At 45.3% G+C, this 17250-nt stretch carries 15 protein-coding genes and 2 tRNA genes; 9 read left to right on the top strand and 8 right to left on the bottom strand.

Going from position 1 to position 17250, the window contains the following annotated elements; translation table 11 throughout:
* Positions 1-194: 194 nt before the first annotated feature.
* Genes MN199_RS11550 through MN199_RS11560 form a run of 3 tightly spaced genes read left to right on the top strand, consistent with a single transcriptional unit; the run spans position 195 to position 3695 of the window.
* Complete coding sequence (locus MN199_RS11550; protein ID WP_335739509.1) at positions 195-1511, top strand: PqiA/YebS family transporter subunit; 1317 nt, start codon at positions 195-197, stop codon at positions 1509-1511.
* Positions 1495-3153, top strand: coding sequence for an intermembrane transport protein PqiB (pqiB, locus tag MN199_RS11555; protein WP_335739510.1), 1659 nt, complete (start codon positions 1495-1497; stop codon positions 3151-3153). Before MN199_RS11550 ends, pqiB begins: the two co-directional genes overlap by 17 nt.
* Complete coding sequence (locus tag MN199_RS11560; protein WP_132584692.1) at positions 3150-3695, top strand: PqiC family protein; 546 nt, start codon at positions 3150-3152, stop codon at positions 3693-3695. Before pqiB ends, MN199_RS11560 begins: the two co-directional genes overlap by 4 nt.
* Before the next feature lie 68 nt (positions 3696-3763).
* On the opposite strand, the gene MN199_RS11565 is transcribed toward MN199_RS11560, so the two are convergent.
* Positions 3764-5119 carry a peptidoglycan DD-metalloendopeptidase family protein gene (locus tag MN199_RS11565; protein WP_335739511.1) on the bottom strand — a complete coding sequence of 452 codons (1356 nt, stop codon included), beginning with the start codon at positions 5117-5119 and terminating at the stop codon, positions 3764-3766.
* Positions 5120-5267: 148 nt separating this feature from the next.
* On the opposite strand from MN199_RS11565, the gene tyrS reads away from it, so the two are divergent.
* The 4 genes from tyrS (at position 5268) to MN199_RS11585 (ending at position 10567) form a co-directional block, all read left to right on the top strand.
* Positions 5268-6470 (top strand): tyrosine--tRNA ligase, encoded by a 1203-nt coding sequence (gene tyrS / locus MN199_RS11570; protein ID WP_132584688.1) that lies wholly within the window; start codon positions 5268-5270, stop codon positions 6468-6470.
* Between the two features lie 174 nt (positions 6471-6644).
* The gene (gene acnA / locus MN199_RS11575) at positions 6645-9359 is read left to right on the top strand and encodes an aconitate hydratase AcnA (protein ID WP_335739549.1); all 2715 of its coding nucleotides are present in this window, start codon (positions 6645-6647) and stop codon (positions 9357-9359) included.
* Positions 9360-9523: 164 nt separating this feature from the next.
* The gene (locus tag MN199_RS11580; RefSeq protein WP_335739512.1) at positions 9524-10378 is read left to right on the top strand and encodes an SPFH domain-containing protein; all 855 of its coding nucleotides are present in this window, start codon (positions 9524-9526) and stop codon (positions 10376-10378) included.
* A gap of 12 nt (positions 10379-10390) precedes the next feature.
* Entirely contained in the window at positions 10391-10567 is a 177-nt protein-coding gene (locus MN199_RS11585; protein ID WP_335739513.1) for a type II toxin-antitoxin system antitoxin, read from the top strand.
* Positions 10568-10593: 26 nt separating this feature from the next.
* Here MN199_RS11585 and MN199_RS11590 read toward each other — a convergent pair whose 3' ends face one another.
* A complete protein-coding gene (locus tag MN199_RS11590; protein ID WP_335739514.1) occupies positions 10594-11499 on the bottom strand; it encodes an AEC family transporter in 906 nt (301 codons plus the stop codon).
* A complete protein-coding gene (locus MN199_RS11595) occupies positions 11499-11828 on the bottom strand; it encodes a GIY-YIG nuclease family protein (protein ID WP_335739515.1) in 330 nt (109 codons plus the stop codon). Before MN199_RS11595 ends, MN199_RS11590 begins: the two co-directional genes overlap by 1 nt.
* A 52-nt stretch (positions 11829-11880) precedes the next feature.
* Here MN199_RS11595 and MN199_RS11600 point away from each other — a divergent pair, with 52 nt between their 5' ends.
* Positions 11881-13131, top strand: a complete 1251-nt coding sequence (locus MN199_RS11600; RefSeq protein WP_335739516.1) for a DEAD/DEAH box helicase — start codon at positions 11881-11883, stop codon at positions 13129-13131.
* A gap of 22 nt (positions 13132-13153) precedes the next feature.
* Here MN199_RS11600 and ppiC read toward each other — a convergent pair whose 3' ends face one another.
* The 3 genes from ppiC to aguB form a co-directional block, all read right to left on the bottom strand.
* Positions 13154-13432 carry a peptidylprolyl isomerase PpiC gene (gene ppiC / locus MN199_RS11605; protein WP_335739517.1) on the bottom strand — a complete coding sequence of 93 codons (279 nt, stop codon included), beginning with the start codon at positions 13430-13432 and terminating at the stop codon, positions 13154-13156.
* Between the two features lie 157 nt (positions 13433-13589).
* A complete protein-coding gene (aguA, locus tag MN199_RS11610; RefSeq protein WP_335739518.1) occupies positions 13590-14711 on the bottom strand; it encodes an agmatine deiminase in 1122 nt (373 codons plus the stop codon).
* Complete coding sequence (gene aguB / locus MN199_RS11615) at positions 14712-15608, bottom strand: N-carbamoylputrescine amidase (protein ID WP_132584668.1); 897 nt, start codon at positions 15606-15608, stop codon at positions 14712-14714.
* A gap of 204 nt (positions 15609-15812) precedes the next feature.
* Here aguB and MN199_RS11620 point away from each other — a divergent pair, with 204 nt between their 5' ends.
* A complete protein-coding gene (locus tag MN199_RS11620; protein WP_335739519.1) occupies positions 15813-16997 on the top strand; it encodes an FAD-dependent oxidoreductase in 1185 nt (394 codons plus the stop codon).
* 48 nt (positions 16998-17045) lie between these two features.
* On the opposite strand, the gene MN199_RS11625 is transcribed toward MN199_RS11620, so the two are convergent.
* Positions 17046-17120, bottom strand: a tRNA-Gln gene (locus MN199_RS11625).
* A gap of 55 nt (positions 17121-17175) precedes the next feature.
* Positions 17176-17250: transfer RNA gene (locus tag MN199_RS11630), tRNA-Gln, on the bottom strand.

Below are 17250 nucleotides of genomic sequence, written 5' to 3' on the forward strand. Positions count from 1 at the left end.
GACGCATAGCTCAGCTGGATAGAGTACTCGGCTACGAACCGAGCGGTCGGAGGTTCGAATCCTCCTGCGTCCACCATATATAGACAACCCGCTAAAGTTAACGCTTTAGCGGGTTTTTGCATTTATACTCTGTTAGAATTTAAATCTGTACTGCAAACTTCATCTCATTGTCTACTTGCGGGTAAGCTTAAATCGTGACCTCTGCTGAAAGTGTGATTACCGAATTTGCTGGCTCTGCAACACTAGCAGAACCGCTATCTGTGCCCGCAGACATGGCGTTGTGTGGCTATTGCGATCTAGTACAGCACTTACCGTTATTAAATGCAGGTGAGAAAGCCTGTTGTCAGCGTTGTGGCCACCATTTAGATGCTAAGCACGAACAGCCTGTATTACGCCCAGTGTTATATGCCGGCGCTGCATTATTTATGTTGTTGTTAGCGAACTTATTTCCGTTTGTTAGCATGTATGCTGCTGGCAACAGTAATGAAATGAATTTCTTCGATACCTCATCAGTACTTTTTAAGCAACATCATCAGTGGTTGGCTATTTTAATTTGGTTATTTATTCAGGCCATTCCGGCCACCTGTATGGCGGCTGTGATCTACCTTAAATTAGGTTTGATATACCCGTTACCGGCGCTTACTTGGGTAGCGCGGCTGCTTTACATGCTTAAACCATGGAGTATGGTTGATATCTTTTTAATGGGGCTAATTATTAGTTTTGTTAAACTAGTAGCCGATGCAGATATTTCACTTGGCTTAAGTTTTTGGGCATTTTGTTTGTTTTGCTTGCTGCATTTACGTGCATTTCAGGTTATTGACCGACGAGAGCTATGGTCAAAAATTGCCCCTTATCCAGAATTACCTTTCGCGTTACGCCCAGGCAGAACAGGGTTAAGGCAACAGGTAAAATTATGTCAGGTATGCACCGCGTTGGTGCCGTTAAGCCAAAATCAATGCAGCCGCTGCAATACTAAGGTGCGGTTGCGCCAACCGGCCAGTATTCAAAATGCGATCGCCTTATTGTTAGCAGCAACTTTATTGTACATACCGGCAAATTTGCTGCCTATTATGCGTACGGTATCTTTTGGTGAAACCGTCGATTCTACTATTATCAGTGGGCTGCTGCTAATGTGGCGTGATGGTGCTTATCCGGTTGCCATCATTATTTTGATTGCTAGCGTAATTGTGCCGGTGGCTAAAGTAGTTATTATGTTTTGGCTGTGTTATTTAACTCGTTTGCCTATTTACCGGCGTCAGCGCTATTCCACTCAAGTGTATAAGCTGGTTGACTGGGTAGGGCGTTGGTCAATGGTAGACGTATTGGTAGTGGCTATAATGGCGGCGTTAGTACGGTTTGATTTAATTATGAGTGTTTATCCGGGTATTGGCGCTTTAGTGTTTGCCGCGGTGGTTATTTTAACCATGTTAGCTGCAGTGAGTTTTGACCCCAGGTTATTGTGGGATCCGTTGACTGAACAAAAGGAAGTCCATTTTGACGCAACAACATAGTGCAAAGGTAAGCCCTATCAAGCAGTGGTCGCCTATTTGGGTAGTACCGGTTGCTGCCGTGCTTATAGGTTTGTGGATGCTATATAACCATTATCAGCAGCAGGGTGCGTTACTGACACTTTACACCTCTGATGCTGAGGGTATCGTTGCTGGTAAAACTCAAATTAAAAGCCGCAGTGTTGACGTAGGTCAGGTGGTTTCTGTTGAGCTTAGTGATGACTTAAAGCAGGTTATTGTTAAAGCCCGCATGAAGCCGGCGATAACGGCACTGCTAAATGCCGACTCGCAGTTTTGGGTAGTAAAACCCCAGGTAGGCCGCGGAGGTATTACCGGTTTAAACACGTTGCTCTCCGGTGTATATATTGAATTGCAACCCGGTGATTCTGAAGAGCCGCAATTACAACACCAGTTACTTGATACACCGCCGGTTGCGCCTGCTGATGCACCCGGTATTCGCGTTCAACTTAGCACCGCAGAGTCGGGAGGGTTAGCGGTTGGCGATCCCGTATTATACCGAGGTTATGAGGTTGGTACTGTCGAGCAAAGTGAGTTTGATTTATCTGCGCGGCGCACCTTGTATCGGCTGTATATTCGCGAGCCGTTTGATGTGTTGGTTTCAGAAAATGTGCGCTTTTGGCTTAGTAGTGGTTTCTCTGTTGATTTATCAGCCGAAGGTTTACAGGTTGATGTCGGCTCTGCTACTACGCTATTAAGCGGAGGTGTTAGCTTTGACGTAATGCAAGGCTGGCAACCAGGTAGAGCAATTAAAGACGGCACTGAGTTCCAGTTATTTCCGAACAAACAAAGTATTCAGGATGGCCTATACAGCGAATTTGTTGAGTACCTATTGTTTTTTGATGAATCGGTGCGGGGGCTGAAAGCCGGTGCACCAGTTGAATATCGCGGTGTTAGAGTAGGCACGGTGACACGGGTACCCTTTTTCTTTGCCGTTGATAAACCCTTTGAAATATCGCAGCAACAGGGCATTCCGATCTTGATCCGCATCGAGGTGGGCCGACTGTACGAAAACCTTACACTAGCTCAATTACGGGTCGAACTTGATAAAGCCGTAGCTCGAGGTATGCATGGCACGCTTAAAACGGGTAATTTGCTTACTGGTGCGCTTTATATCGATTTAGATATAAATCAAGATCCAAATATTGATACCAGCCAGCAAACTCAGCGTTTGGTTTTAAGCCAAAGTGCGGGTTATGCGATGCTACCTACCGCACGTAGTGGTTTGAGCAATATTGAACAAAAAGTGTTAATGGCGCTAGATAAAATTAACAACCTGCCGGTAGAGCAATTACTAGTGCAAAGTGAACGAACTATGCAAAGCACTGAAGCTATGATGCAAAATGCCAATAAGATGATTGCACAGCTAGAGGCTTTTATTGGTAGTGCGCAAATGCAGCAGTTGCCTGCGCAGTTGCAGCAAAGTTTACAGGATTTACAGCGTATGTTAGCCGGCTTAAGCCCAGGTGCGCCGGCGTACGATCGATTGAATGGCAATTTACAAACATTGGATCAGGTACTGCGAGAGTTACAGCCGGTATTGCAAACACTCAACCAACAAAGTAATGCCTTAATATTTGATGCTAGTACCGCCACAGATCCAGAACCGAAGAGAGCAAAACCATGAGATTACTAACCTTAGCTCTGCTTTTATCACTAAGCGCTTGCAGTACTAAGCAAGCAATAACGTATTATCAGCTACCTGTGCCTGCAGTTACAGCCCCGCCCAGTGCGGCGTCGTTAAAAGCGTTTTATATTGAACCGATACAGGTTGCCAGTTACTTAAATGGTCGCGGTTTAGTGTTGCAAGTGTCTGATGTTGAGCTAGTAGTGGCCAGGCAACATATTTGGGCCGAAGCGCTAGATCAGCAATTGCAGCGGCAGTTACGCAATCGGTTGCAACTGCTAGCACCTGGTTATATTGCCGTATTTCAGCCCTTGCCTGATACGCTGCGAGTAAGCGTGCAATTAGAACAGTTCTATAGCGATGTTAATGGCCAAGCTCTTATCAGTGGCAGCTTTGCGTTTAGTAATCAACTTGGCACAGTACCCTTTGTTATTCGTCAACCGTTAGCTGATGATGGTTATCCCGCTTTAGTGGCAGCCTTAGCGCAAGGAGTGCAGCAGCTTAGCCAGCAAATAGCACAACATTTACTTAGTGGTAGTTGATACCTAGATGTAGAAAGCCCGCTTACTGTAGCGGGCTTTTTATTGGTGTTTTTTGTGTTGAGATAATGTTACGGCGCGGCAAGTGCATCGTTCGGAGCTGTTTTTGCTAGCAATACCCGCTCATTTGTTTGCAGTTGTGCTATTGCTTGTTGCGCCTGCGCGCTAAATAGGTCTTTTTCTTTACCTTGCAGCGGTGTCGCTTGCGGCAACTTTATTGTTCTTGGGTTACGGTGTACCCCATCGACAACAAACTCGTAATGCAAGTGTGCGCCGGTTACTCGGCCAGTAGAACCTAAACGGCCTATAGCTTGGCTTTGACGCACCTTGTCACCTTTGGCTACTAGGCGCTTAGATAAATGCAGATATTTAGTGACGATATTATTAGCATGCTGCACAAAAACATAGTTACCGTTTAAGTTGCTGTATGCAGAAGCAATAACTCTGCCATCACCGGCAGCCATAATAGGCGTACCTACTGGAGCAACATAGTCGACGCCGTTGTGTGCGCGCACAGTTTTTAATACGGGGTGCAAACGGCGAGGATTAAAGTTAGAACTAACATATTGAAAGCTAACTGGTGCTCTTAAAAACGCTTGGCGCATACTGGCACCATCGGGTTTATAATAATTGCCGTCGCTATGGCGCACCGCTTGGTATAAATGCCCTTGGTTTTGAAATTGTGCCGCAACAATATTGCCGTTACTAATAAACTCGCCGTCAACGTATTGGGTTTCGTAAAGTACGCTAAAGCTATCGCCGGCGCGAATATCTAAACCAAAGTCGATATCCCAACCAAAAATACCAGCTAGGCTCATAATTTGCGATTCGGTTAAACCTGCCTCTATACCCGCGCTCCAAAAGTTGCTGCGAATTTCAGCGTTAGCAAATTGGCTGCGTAGTTCGACTTCCTTTTTCAGCTCTTCAGCAACAAAGTTATCTTCGCTATCACGGCTAACGCGTAACGTCGTTAAATGGTTTAATGAATAACGCAACTCTTGAAATTCACCATTAGCATTTAAGCCAAACTCAAGCTGGTCGCCTGGGAATAATTTAGTCAGAGTTTTTACATGACTGCCCAGTGCTAGCACGTCTAGCATCACTTGTTGGCTAACGTTGGCTTTTTTGAATAAGGCAGACAACACGTCACCTTTTTGTACTTGTAGCACCGACCACGTTAATGACACGTCTTCCTCAGGCAATGCCGGTAATTCGGCAATGGCTAACTCTTGATCGAGCATACCTTCATCGTCGTTTTGTTGTGTATTAACGCTGTAGCGCTTACCAATTTCTAAGCTATCGTTCTTGCTGCCTTTAGACGCAGATGCTTGCTCAGACGGTAATAATAAAATAACGGATAAAAACACCGAAGTTGCCGCAATTAAAATGCGGTGTTTTGTGGGAATTTTTGTAACTAATTGACGCATAAGACCTGTCTAATCCCAGAGAATGCATAAAAAGCGAGCATATACCGTTTTTTTGCCTGACACCAGACTTTTGTGCGTTTCGTCCAGGCTGAACATGCTATAGAATACGGCTTGTTAGTATAATCAGATAAAAAATCAGGAGACTAAAATGGCGGATTGGCAACTAGCTTTAGCTGAATTAAAACGCGGCTGCGAGGAAATTCTGCTTGAAGAAGAGCTAATTACCAAATTAAAGGAAGGTAAGCCCTTAAAAATAAAGGCAGGCTTTGATCCGACCGCACCCGATTTACATCTTGGTCATACCGTGCTTATTAATAAATTACGCGCCTTTCAGCAGTTAGGCCACGAGGTTATTTTTCTTATTGGTGACTTTACCGGTTTAATTGGCGACCCAAGTGGTAAAAATATTACCCGCAAGCCATTAACGCGTGACGAAGTATTAGCTAACGCTGAAACGTATAAAGAGCAGGTATTTAAAATTCTTGACCCGGCAAAAACGCGGGTAGCATTTAACTCAGAATGGATGAACGAGTTAGGCGCTGCGGGAATGATCAAGCTCGCAGCACGGCAAACCGTTGCTCGTATGCTCGAGCGTGATGATTTCAAAAAGCGGTATGCCAATAATCAGTCTATTGCCATACACGAGTTTTTATACCCGTTAGTACAAGGCTGGGATTCAGTAGCACTTAAAGCCGATGTTGAAATGGGTGGTACCGATCAGCGCTTTAACTTGCTGATGGGGCGTGAACTGCAAAAAGATGAGGGCCAGCGCCCGCAAACTGTAATGATGGTGCCGTTGCTAGAAGGCTTAGACGGCGTGCAGAAAATGTCGAAGTCGCTCGGTAACTACGTAGGTATAACTGACGCACCAAATGATATGTTTGGTAAAATTATGTCGATATCTGATGAGCTAATGTGGCGCTACTATGATTTGCTTAGTTTCCGTCCGCTAGAAGATATCGCGCAGTTAAAGCAACAAGTGGTAGCGGGGGCTAATCCTCGTGATATCAAAATTCTGCTAGCCAAAGAAATTATTGCCCGTTTTCATTCTGAAGCGGCGGCACAGGCAGCGCATGACGATTTTACCCAACGTTTTAGTAAAAATGCGCTACCAGACGATATTCCTGAGCTGACCGTTAGTAGTGATGGCGATAGCATGTTAATTGCTAACTTATTAAAACAAGCGGGTTTGGTAGATAGCACCTCAGAAGCAATTCGCATGATAAAACAAGGTGCCGTTAAGCTAAATGGTGAAACCAAGGTTGAAGATAGTAAACTGGAAATTAGCAAAGGTAGTACCGATATCTATCAAGTAGGTAAACGAAAGTTTGCCAAAATCACGCTAATTTAACAGCGCTAAGTTTAACTATATTTCGTTATATTGGTTTTAATCGTATTTTGCGCAGCAGCACTTTGTTGCTGCGCTATTCAATGTTGTTGCCTGCTTTTTAATCTTCGTACTGCGGTTCGGATGAACTATACTCTTTTACTAACAAGTAAATAGTTAATTAGTACGAGGTAAATGATGACCAAACCAAACCCCTTTATAGATCAGCTGCAAGTAAACCAGGAGCATTATCGAATTTACAGTCTGCACAAAGCAGCGAACCAGTTTGGTGATATTAGTCGCTTACCGTTTTCACTTAAGGTATTGCTTGAAAACTTATTACGCAATTTGGATGGCGACACTGTAACTACCGAAGATATTCAGGCGCTGGTTGATTGGCAAAAAACCGGTAGTTCAGAGCGTGAAATTGCTTTTCGTCCAGCACGCGTATTAATGCAAGACTTTACCGGTGTGCCCGCCGTGGTCGATTTAGCGGCTATGCGGGCGGCAGTAGCCGCGCTTGGTGAAGATGCGACTAAGATAAACCCACTGTCACCCGTTGCTTTAGTGATTGACCACTCGGTAATGGTTGACCGCTATGCCACCGAGCAGGCATTTAGCGAAAACGTTGAGATAGAAATGCAGCGCAACCATGAGCGTTACGCATTTTTACGTTGGGGTGCAAACGCATTTCGTAATTTTCGCGTAGTACCGCCAGGCACCGGCATTTGCCATCAGGTAAACTTAGAATATCTTGGCCAATCTATTTGGGCTGAACATACCGATGACGGTGTACTCGCTTACCCAGATACCTTAGTTGGCACCGACTCACACACCACTATGATCAATGCCTTAGGTATTTTAGGGTGGGGGGTCGGCGGTATTGAAGCGGAAGCGGCAATGCTTGGCCAGCCGGTATCAATGATTATTCCCGAAGTAGTTGGTTTTGAATTTACCGGCAAATTACAGCCCGGTATTACAGCTACTGACTTAGTGCTTACCGTTACGCAAATATTACGCAAACACGGGGTAGTCGGTAAATTTGTTGAGTTTTTTGGTGAAGGTTTAGATCAATTGGCACTGGCTGATCGCGCTACCATTGCTAATATGGCGCCGGAGTATGGTGCAACCTGTGGCTTTTTTCCGATAGACCAAATTACCTTAGATTACCTTGTACTAACCGGCCGTGACGCTGAGTTAATAGATAGAGTAAAAACCTATGCGCAAAGCCAAGGCTTTTGGCGACAAAAAGACAATACCCCCATATTTACCGATACGCTGCGCTTAGATCTTAGTACCGTTGAAGCCTCACTAGCTGGGCCAAAACGGCCACAAGATAAAGTAACGTTAAGCGAATTAAAGCGCCACTGTGACGATATTATGGCGCTAGAACCGGCCAGCAAAGCACGCGAAGCTGAGTTGTTAAATGAAGGTGGTGGCCAAAAGCAGCCCGCAGCGGTTGAACGCAACTTTGAACTTGATGGCCAACGCTTACAGCTAAATGATCATGCAGTGGTTATTGCAGCTATTACTTCTTGTACTAACACCTCTAACCCTAGCGTATTAATGGCCGCCGGTTTATTAGCAAAAAATGCGGTGGCCAAAGGCCTTAAACGCCAGCCTTGGGTTAAAAGCTCATTAGCACCGGGCTCGAAAGTCGTTACCCGTTATTTGCAACAAGCCGGTTTAATGCAGCCGTTAGAGCAGCTCGGTTTTTATTTAGTTGGTTATGGCTGTACTACCTGTATTGGTAACTCTGGCCCGTTAGCTAAACCCATCGAAGACATCATTAATAAGGCTGATTTAAACGTCTCAGCGGTACTGTCGGGTAACCGTAATTTTGAAGGCCGCATCCACCCATTAGTAAAATCAAATTGGCTGGCATCGCCACCGTTAGTGGTAGCTTATGCGTTAGCGGGTACTACTAATATTGACCTGACAAGCCAACCGCTGGGTAAAGATCGCCAAGGGCAAGATGTATATTTAAAAGATATCTGGCCTGATAACCAAGCTATTGCCCGCGAGGTCGCCAAGGTGCAAAGCAGTATGTTTAGTCAAGAGTATGGCCATGTGTTTGATGGCGATGCTAGCTGGCAAGCTATAGAAGTGCCTAAAGCTAAAACTTATGCTTGGCCAGAATCGACCTATATTCGCCATCCTGACTTTTTTCAGGGGTTAACCCGCAAGCCAAAACCGATAATCGATATAGTTGACGCGCGGATGTTGGCCTTGTTGGGTGATTCTGTAACTACCGACCATATATCGCCTGCTGGCTCAATTAAAGCAAATAGCCCAGCTGGCGCTTATTTACAACAGCAAGGTGTTAAGCAAGAGCACTTTAACTCTTATGGTTCTCGACGTGGCAACCACGAAGTTATGGTGCGCGGTACCTTTGCTAACGTACGTATTCGTAATGAAATGGCGCCAGGCTCGGAAGGGGGGGTAACAACACATTATCCGTCCGGTGAACAAATGCCTATATTCGATGCTGCGGTTCGCTACCAACAAAAACAGCAGCCATTAATCGTGGTGGCAGGCAAAGAATACGGCACTGGCTCATCACGCGACTGGGCCGCAAAGGGCACGCTAATGTTAGGTGTGCGAGCGGTACTGGCTGAATCGTTTGAACGTATTCACCGTTCCAACCTAATTGGTATGGGGGTGCTACCGCTGCAGTTCCCTGCGGGTACTGATCGTAAAACGCTACAACTGACGGGCGAAGAAACCTTTACCTTGCTGGGGCTTAACCAGTTAACTGTAAAGGATAAAGTAAAACTGGTTATTACCTATGCTGATGGTGCTAAGCAAGAGCTTGACGTTTATTGCCGCATTGATACCGGTAATGAGCTAGCTTATTACCAACACGGCGGTATTTTACATTATGTACTGCGTAAGATGATCGGCGAGGTTTAAACCTTTATTGATAGCGGCTGTGCTGCAGCCGCTCGTTATTTTTAGTAACCGCCAGACAACTCCCCACTATAACCGTTTTATTTTACTGCCTTGTAATACTATTGCACTTTTTTAACAATATGCTATTTTGATATCAAAATAATATCACTATAGGGTGTTTGCTAATGTTAAAAGAGCGCATGATTAACAGCAGAGCAGGTTTTGGTATGATCGGCATGCTGTTTTTACTACAAATAGCCACTGTTGCTGGTGTAGCCGTTTTGCCTGCGGCACTAAAGTTAGTGGCGTTATTGCTCGCTATTGTGGTGTTTATCTGTTGGTTTGGTTTTTATATGGTGCAGCCTAATCAGGCCGCGGTAATGCAGTTATTTGGCCGTTATATTGGCACCGATTTAAATAATGGTCTGCGTTGGTCAAACCCGTTATACAGCAAACGTAAAGTGTCGCTGCGGGTACGCAACTTTGAAAGCAATAAAATGAAAGTGAATGACAACGCCGGTAACCCAGTAGAAATAGCCGCAGTAGTAGTGTGGAAAGTGGTCGATAGCGCCGAAGCGGTATTTGAAGTAGATAACTATGAAAATTTTGTTAGCATTCAAAGTGAATCAGCAATTCGCCATCTGGCATCAAGCTACGCTTATGATGCCGGTAATGATCATGCCATTAGTTTACGCAGCAGCACTGATGAAGTAACTGAACTTTTAAAAACGGAAATACAAGCCCGTTTAAATAAAGCCGGTGTACAGGTATTAGAAGCGCGTATTAGCCATTTAGCCTATGCGCCTGAAATTGCTAGCGCTATGTTACAACGCCAACAAGCCGCAGCCATTATTGCTGCACGTCAGCAAATTGTTGAAGGTGCAGTTGGCATGGTTGAAACCGCTTTACAGCGCTTGTCTGAACGTAAAGTGGTTGAGTTAGATGATGAGCGTAAAGCGGCAATGGTAAGCAATTTACTGGTGGTATTATGTGGTGATCACCATGTGCAGCCGATAGTAAATGCCGGTAGTTTATATTAGTAGGGAGCCGTTGTGGCCAAAAAAGCCTTTGCCTTACGTATTGATGAAACACTGCTTAGCGCCTTACAGCGCTTTGCAGATGATGAGTTTCGCAGTGTTAACAGCCAAATAGAATATTTACTTAATGAAGCGCTAAAAAAAGCTGGGCGGTTAAAGCCAACCGCTAGCGAAAGCGGATCCGACAGTTAAGCCGCTAGCTAAAATGCGGCTTAATATTATAACGGTAGTAACCAAAACACTATTGGTAAGCTAGCTAAACCAAGCAAGATACCTAGACCAATAATACCGCTAACCAATCGTGGTGCTAAGCCGGCCATAATAGCAATGGCACCTGCCGAGATCATGGGCGGCATTGCTGCTTGAAATATGCTCACATCTACCGCAACACCGCTTTGGCCAAAGCTAAACCATAATAGTGCGGCTAAAGCAGGCATCATCACCAACTTAATACCAAGCGCGCTAATTAGTGGCGATATTTCGCTTTTACTAAATTTAATCGTTAAAGCAAAGCCCACGGCAATCATTACCACTGGCACTAAAGTTATTGCCAAGTTATCAATTAGTTGGCTGAAAAACGGTGGGTATGACTTACCAAGAAAAAACAAGCCTATAACTAAGGCAATAAAAGACGGGAAGGTAACAATTTTTAGCGTGATACCTTTTACGCTTGGCCGTGCAGCATTCGGGCTATAAAGTGCAGCAATAATAGTAACGTAGATGGCTAAAGCGATAAACGAGCCAACTTGATCGTAGATCACCGCATAGGGCATGGCATCAGCGCCAAACAAGGCTTCGGTCATAGGAAAGCCTAAAAACGAGGTATTGCCCAAGGGTAAAATAATTAATAACGCGCCGGTTACTTCACGAGACCAATTGAAAACTTTGCTAAGGCCTAAAACTACCGCAACCACTGCCACCAATAATACCCAAGGTGTCACCGCCGGGATAAGTAACTCTGCAGAAAATTGTAATTGAGGGACATTTTTTAAAATCAGCGCCGGTAAAGCTACATAGAGCACATACATATTCAGTGCTATACCACTGTTTTCTGGCATGGTAGGTAAGCGACGTAGTAGTGCGCCGATGGCCAAATAGGCCAAAATAAAGAAAAAGTTTTCCATTATATCTCACTTGCTGAGGCACTTTGCCACAGTGCTAATTTTGCCGCTTTAGGCAGTTTTTTAAGTTTATACTCTGCTTTACTGGCTTCACTTCGATCTGGCATGGCTTGCTGATATACCAATGTTAACGGGCCTTTACCTCGCAATGCTTTAGCTCCGCCAACCAAATCACCACTATGCTGGCGCAAGCGCCTTACGGGGTCAGTGCTAATGCCGGTATACAGCTGGCCAGCAGCGGTTTGTACCATATATAAATACCAGCAACTCACAGGGCTAACTGCCTCAGTGGCTGTTCTGCTATAATGCGGCCTTGATAGCGCGATGCGCATTGTTTTTGTACAATGGCTGGCGCAAAAAACGTCGCGCAAAACAGGAATTTTAATGTCATTTCAATCTCTCGCGTTAGCTACGCCTATTTTACGTGTGCTGACAGAGCAAGGCTATACGTCGCCAACGCCAGTGCAGTTGCAAAGTATACCGGTAATTTTGGCCGGTAAAGATGTGCTGGCCGGTGCGCAAACCGGCACCGGTAAAACTGCCGCTTTCACTTTACCTTTGCTGCAACAAATGCTCAATGCGCCAAAAGTCGTAGCAGCAAGCCAAGTTCGGGTATTGGTATTAACGCCTACCCGTGAGTTAGCGCAGCAAGTGTATGACAATGTGCGTAAATATAGCCAGTATTTAACCACGCGCTCAGCGGTGTTTTATGGCGGTGTATCTATTCGGCCACAATACGACGATGCGGCACAAGGGCTAGATATCTTGGTTGCAACGCCTGGGCGATTGATTGACCATTTGCATCAAAAAACCATCGACTTATCGGCGCTTGAAGTATTAGTGCTAGATGAAGCCGACCGTATGCTGGATATGGGCTTTGTTGTCGATATTAAACGGATTATGGCCAAGCTGCCGCCAAAGCGTCAGACATTATTATTTTCAGCTACTTATTCTACCGAGATAAAACAACTGGCTGATGAGTTGCTAAATAGCCCGCAGTTAATTGAAGTGGCGGCAACCAATGCCACGGCCGATAGCGTACAGCAGTTGGCGTATTTAGTTGATAGGCATCGAAAACGTGAATTATTAAGCCATGTCATTGGTAAAAATAATTGGCCGCAAGTATTAGTGTTTGTTCGCACTAAGCATGGCGCTGATCGCTTAGCTAAGCAGCTAGAGAAGGACGGTTTAAAAAGTGCAGCCATTCATGGCGATAAAAGCCAGGGCGCTCGTACCAAAGCCTTAGCCGATTTTAAAGCCGGTAAGGTACGCATTTTGGTGGCAACCGATATTGCCGCACGTGGTTTAGATATTAGCGAACTACCTTATGTGGTGAATTACGACTTGCCGCAGGTCGCGGAGGATTATGTACACCGTATTGGTCGTACCGGTAGGGCGGGTAATACTGGTGTAGCCTTAACGCTAATTACACCTGAAGAAACTAAAGCCTTGCAAGATATTGAGCGCATAATTCAGCAGGTAATTACCGCCACTGTGCTGGCAGGCTATGAGCATGACCCTAGCTATGTTTCACCTGAGCAAGCTCAAGCGAGAAATAATAGTGGTGTTAAAAAGCCGGTTAGGCGGGGTAATGAGAAAGCCAAGCTGCGAAGCAAGGCTTTAGGTAAAGGCTAAGACTTTACCTAAGTTGAATAACTTAACTGCGATATAAAGTTTTAATTAGGTGAAAACCAAACTGGGTTTTCACCGGGCCTATTACTTCAAGTACAGCGCCTTTAAATACGGCATCGTCAAAGGCTTTCACCATTTGGCCTTGTCTAAACTCGCCTAAATCGCCACCTTTCTTGCCCGACGGGCAGGTAGAGTGCTGCTTAGCTAATTTGCCAAAATCGGCACCCTTGGCCAGTTGCTGCTTTAGCTTATCGGCTTGTTCGCGGGTTTTTACCAGTATATGTAAAGCGCAGGCTTTGGCCATGGTTTATATCTGCATTTATTAGAGGTTTAAGTTAAAACGGATGCTGTAACCATAACGGTTACAACATCCGTTTTGGCTTGTCACAGCAACTCGGTAACGCTAACGCGTTCCCTCAGACACTCTGTGACAACCAAGACGGAGTTCTAACCTTCATCTGTTACATTGAACCTAATGGCTGCTGTTGGGTAATACAGTGAATGTTGCCGCCACCTAATAATATTTCACGGCCAGGCACGCTAACTACTTTATGCTCTGGATACAGCTTTTGTAATAGGTCTGCCGCGACTTTATCGTTAGGATCATCAAACGTAGGCATAATTAAGCCACCGTTACATAAGTAAAAATTAACGTAAGAGCCGGCTAAGCGACTATTGGCTTCGCGTGGTTTTGCCATCATAGAATCATCTACTGTTGCGTACTCGTCAGCGGTGGCAATAATTGGCGCAGGCTGTGGCAGCTTGTGCACAATAATTTTACGGCCTTTAGCATCAGTGCTGGCTTCTAAGTAATCTAATGCGGCTTTAGAGCGTGCGTACTGCGGATCATTTTGATCATCAGTCCAGGCCAATACCACTTCGCCTGGTTTAACAAAGCAGGCCATATTGTCGATATGATCATCGGTTTCATCATTAAAAATGCCTTGCTCTAACCACAGCACTTTGTCGATACCTAAATAATCACGCATTTGCTGCTCAATTTGCTCACGACTTAAATTTGGGTTGCGGTTGGCATTTAACAAACAGGCTTCAGTAGTCAGTAAGGTGCCTTCGCCATCAACGTGAATAGCGCCGCCCTCTAACACAAAGTTATCGGTGCGATAGCGTGGCAATTGTTCAATACCTAAAATTTTACTGGCAACTTGATCGTCTTTATCCCAAGGGAAATATAAACCGCCATTTAAACCGCCCCAAGCGTTAAACGCCCAGTCGATACCGCGTACTTCACCGTTGCTATTGCTAACAAAAGTCGGGCCGGTGTCGCGACACCAAGAGTCATTATTGGCAATTTCTACTACCCGAATAGCAAAATTACTGCCGGTATCGGTTAGTTGCGCTACGGCGTTGGCATACTGCGTGGCAGAAACACCTACTGAAACTGGCTCAAACTGAGCAATAGCTTTAATAACGGCAACAAAGGCTTGCTGTGCGGGTTTTGCGCCTAAGCGCCAGTTATCGGTGCGCTCGGGCCAAATCATCCAGGTTTGTTTATGCTTAACCCATTCGGCTGGCATGCTAAAGCCATCAGCGCGTGGCGTATTAGCTAAATTACTATAGGCCATTTAGTTATTACCTTGCGTTTTAGGTTGTTTAGTTTCGCCATCTTTGGTTAGCACTGCGCCATATAAGTCAATGCGACGGTCACGGAACACGCCCCAAGCACGACGGGTAGCGGCAATAGCGTCTAAATCAAAGGTATGCACTAATACTTCTTCTTCGGTGCGGCCCGCTTCTTGTACTTTCTCGCCTGATTCATCAGCAATAAACGAGCAGCCATAAAAGGTAATAGAATAATCGCCTTCGGTTTCTGTACCAATACGGTTCGAAGCAATTAGCGGCGTAACGTTAGCAGCGGCATGACCTTGCTGGGTGCGCTGCCAATGGCCACTTGAATTAATTGTGGAGTCGTGTGGCTCAGTACCAATAGCGGTTGGGTAGAATAACAACTCTGCGCCCATTAATGCCATGCTACGTGCACATTCTGGAAACCATTGATCCCAGCAAATACCCACGCCAATTTTGGCATATTTAGTATCGAATACTTTAAAGCCGGTATCGCCAGGGGTGAAGTAATATTTTTCACTGTAGCCTGGGCCATCAGGAATATGGCTTTTACGGTAAATACCTAAATTACTGCCATCGGCATCTAAAATAACCACTGTGTTATATAAGCAGTGGCCAGCACGCTCATAAATACTGATTGGTAATACCACGTTTAGCTCTTTGGCAATTTTAGTAAAATGCTTTACTGCAGGGTTGTCGGCTACCGAGGTAGCAAAATCTAAATAGTCAGGCTTTTGTTTCTGACAAAAATAATTACGTTCAAATAGCTCTTGTAATAGAACAATTTGTGCACCTTTACTAACCGCATCACGCACTAAGCGTTCAGCGCGCTGAATGTTTTGTTCAACATCCCAGCCACCAATCATTTGTGTTGCAGCAACAGTTACATTACGCATTAGTTATCTCCAGCAGAAATAAAACCAATAGGCTAGCATCAGTTAGGACACTTGCCAAACAGGGCGCGAAAATGCCGTATTTTTGCGCTGTCGTCAACGCTTAATGTGAAAAAAACTTAGTGGTTGCCATGATAAGGCGTCAGGTTTTCGTTTTATTGTTAGCTTGGCGTACAATAGCAGCAACTAGCACAGTGAATTAAATGTATGACTATAGATAATACAGTACAGCAATTTGATGTCAGCGTGGTTGGCGGTGGTATGGTTGGCGCGGCAATAGCGCTAGCGTTAAGTCAGGCCGGCCTGCGGGTAGCATTAGTAGAACAGCAAGCGCCAGCAGAATTTAATGCTGCCAGTGCACCGGAGCTACGGGTGTCATCAATTAACTTAGCCAGCGAAGCGTGGCTTAGGCACTTAGGTGCATGGCAAGCTCTTGAGCAAATGCGCTTATGCCCTTATCAACGTTTACAAGCCTTTGAACAGCCCCATAGCATTGTTACCTTTGCTGCCAAAGATATTAAGCGCAGCCATTTAGGCCATATTGTTGAAAACAATTTACTAAAGCTAGCACTGTGGCAGCAATTTGCTGCGAACGTTACACAATTTTGCCCAGCGTTGGTAACTAAGTTACAGCAAACCGCTAGCGAGGCGATTATTACACTCAATAACGGTGAGGTGCTTAGCAGCAGTTTAGTAATTGCTGCTGATGGCGGCAATTCACAACTACGGCAGTTAGCGGGTATTGGCACTAACGGCTGGCAATATCAGCAATCCTGTTTAGTGGCGTTAGTGAATACTGCTTACCAGCAACAAGATGTTACTTGGCAGCAATTTACTAGCACGGGGCCTAAAGCCTTTTTACCGCTACCGGGTAAGCAAGCGTCTATAGTTTGGTATGACGCTGCGCCACGCATTAAGCAGCTTGCAGCACTAAACCGCTCCCAATTGACGCAGGAGCTGTTAAAAGCCTTTCCTGAGCAACTAGGGCAGGTTGAGGTGGTTGCTAGCAGCTGGTTTCCATTAGCGCGTATGGATGCTAATCAATATTACGCAGGGCGCGTGGTGTTAGCGGGTGATGCGGCACATACCATTAACCCCTTAGCTGGGCAGGGTGTAAATTTGGGTTTTGCTGATGCTAAGCAGTTAACGGCATTAATTGTTAGCGCTTGGCAAAATAAAACTGACATTGGCGCGGCTAAATTGTTGTTAACCTATCAGCGTAAACGCAAGCCGGCTAACTTGTTAATGATGACTGCAATGGATGGTTTCTATCAGGCGTTTGGCAATACGCTAGCGCCAATACGGAAATTGCGTCAGCTGGCGCTTAGCGTTGTATCACGGAATCGCTTACTAAAAACCTTAGTTGCGCGTTACGCTGTAGGTAGCGACTAAGGTGTTAGAAAGCAAAAAACCAGCCTAGGCTGGTTTTTTTATGTTTAATGGCAGGGGCGGCTGGATTCGAACCAACGCATGACGGGATCAAAACCCGCTGCCTTACCGCTTGGCTACGCCCCTGCAAAACGGGGGATATGTTAATCGTTTTAAATCAAACCATTAACACTAAAATTAATGGCAGGGGCGGCTGGATTCGAACCAACGCATGACGGGATCAAAACCCGCTGCCTTACCGCTTGGCTACGCCCCT

Source organism: Rheinheimera metallidurans, from assembly GCF_036983985.1.
Lineage (GTDB): Bacteria > Pseudomonadota > Gammaproteobacteria > Enterobacterales > Alteromonadaceae > Alishewanella > Alishewanella metallidurans.

Coding starts and splice junctions, on each gene's coding strand:
- MN199_RS11560 (WP_132584692.1), top strand. CDS start 3,150: ATGAGATTACTAACCTTAGCTCTGCTTTTATCACTAAGCGCTTGCAGT.
- MN199_RS11565 (WP_335739511.1), bottom strand. CDS start 5,119: ATGCGTCAATTAGTTACAAAAATTCCCACAAAACACCGCATTTTAATT.
- tyrS (WP_132584688.1), top strand. CDS start 5,268: ATGGCGGATTGGCAACTAGCTTTAGCTGAATTAAAACGCGGCTGCGAG.
- acnA (WP_335739549.1), top strand. CDS start 6,645: ATGACCAAACCAAACCCCTTTATAGATCAGCTGCAAGTAAACCAGGAG.
- MN199_RS11580 (WP_335739512.1), top strand. CDS start 9,524: ATGTTAAAAGAGCGCATGATTAACAGCAGAGCAGGTTTTGGTATGATC.
- MN199_RS11590 (WP_335739514.1), bottom strand. CDS start 11,499: ATGGAAAACTTTTTCTTTATTTTGGCCTATTTGGCCATCGGCGCACTA.
- MN199_RS11595 (WP_335739515.1), bottom strand. CDS start 11,828: ATGCGCATCGCGCTATCAAGGCCGCATTATAGCAGAACAGCCACTGAG.
- MN199_RS11600 (WP_335739516.1), top strand. CDS start 11,881: ATGTCATTTCAATCTCTCGCGTTAGCTACGCCTATTTTACGTGTGCTG.
- ppiC (WP_335739517.1), bottom strand. CDS start 13,432: ATGGCCAAAGCCTGCGCTTTACATATACTGGTAAAAACCCGCGAACAA.
- aguA (WP_335739518.1), bottom strand. CDS start 14,711: ATGGCCTATAGTAATTTAGCTAATACGCCACGCGCTGATGGCTTTAGC.
- aguB (WP_132584668.1), bottom strand. CDS start 15,608: ATGCGTAATGTAACTGTTGCTGCAACACAAATGATTGGTGGCTGGGAT.
- MN199_RS11620 (WP_335739519.1), top strand. CDS start 15,813: ATGACTATAGATAATACAGTACAGCAATTTGATGTCAGCGTGGTTGGC.